Origin of the sequence: Falsihalocynthiibacter sp. S25ZX9 (assembly GCF_041205405.1) — a bacterium.
Lineage (GTDB): Bacteria > Pseudomonadota > Alphaproteobacteria > Rhodobacterales > Rhodobacteraceae > Falsihalocynthiibacter > Falsihalocynthiibacter arcticus.
Map to the genome: position 1 here is coordinate 1 of NZ_JBGFCD010000090.1, position 382 is coordinate 382.

General features: G+C 56.8%; 1 protein-coding gene. It reads left to right on the plus strand.

Annotated elements, in window-relative coordinates; genetic code table 11:
* Window positions 1-382 (plus strand): proline racemase family protein (locus AB9F29_RS21405; RefSeq protein WP_369757191.1); only part of this gene is annotated, 382 nt, incomplete at both ends.

Here is a 382-nt window from a genome sequence, read left to right on the forward strand (position 1 = left end):
GCGCGACATGTAAAAACGGCAAGGCTGAGAAGATTTCCGTGCAAAACCTGCCCAGCTTTGCGGCCGATCTGGACGTTGAACTGGATGTCGATGGCCTTGGTACATTGCGGGTCGATACGGCCTATGGCGGCGATAGTTTTGTGATTGTCGACGCTGAAGCGATGGGCCTGTCACTGGTTGCCGAAGAAGCGCATGAGATCGCCCGCCTTGGCGTGCGCATCACCAATGCGGCCAATGAAAAGCTGGCGTTTCACCATCCCGACAATCCCTACTGGACGCATTTTTCATTCTGCCTTTTTGCGGGTCCCGTGACACGCGACGGAAACGAATTACGCGCAGGTGCCGCCGTTGCCATTCAACCGGGCAAGGTCGATCGTTCGCC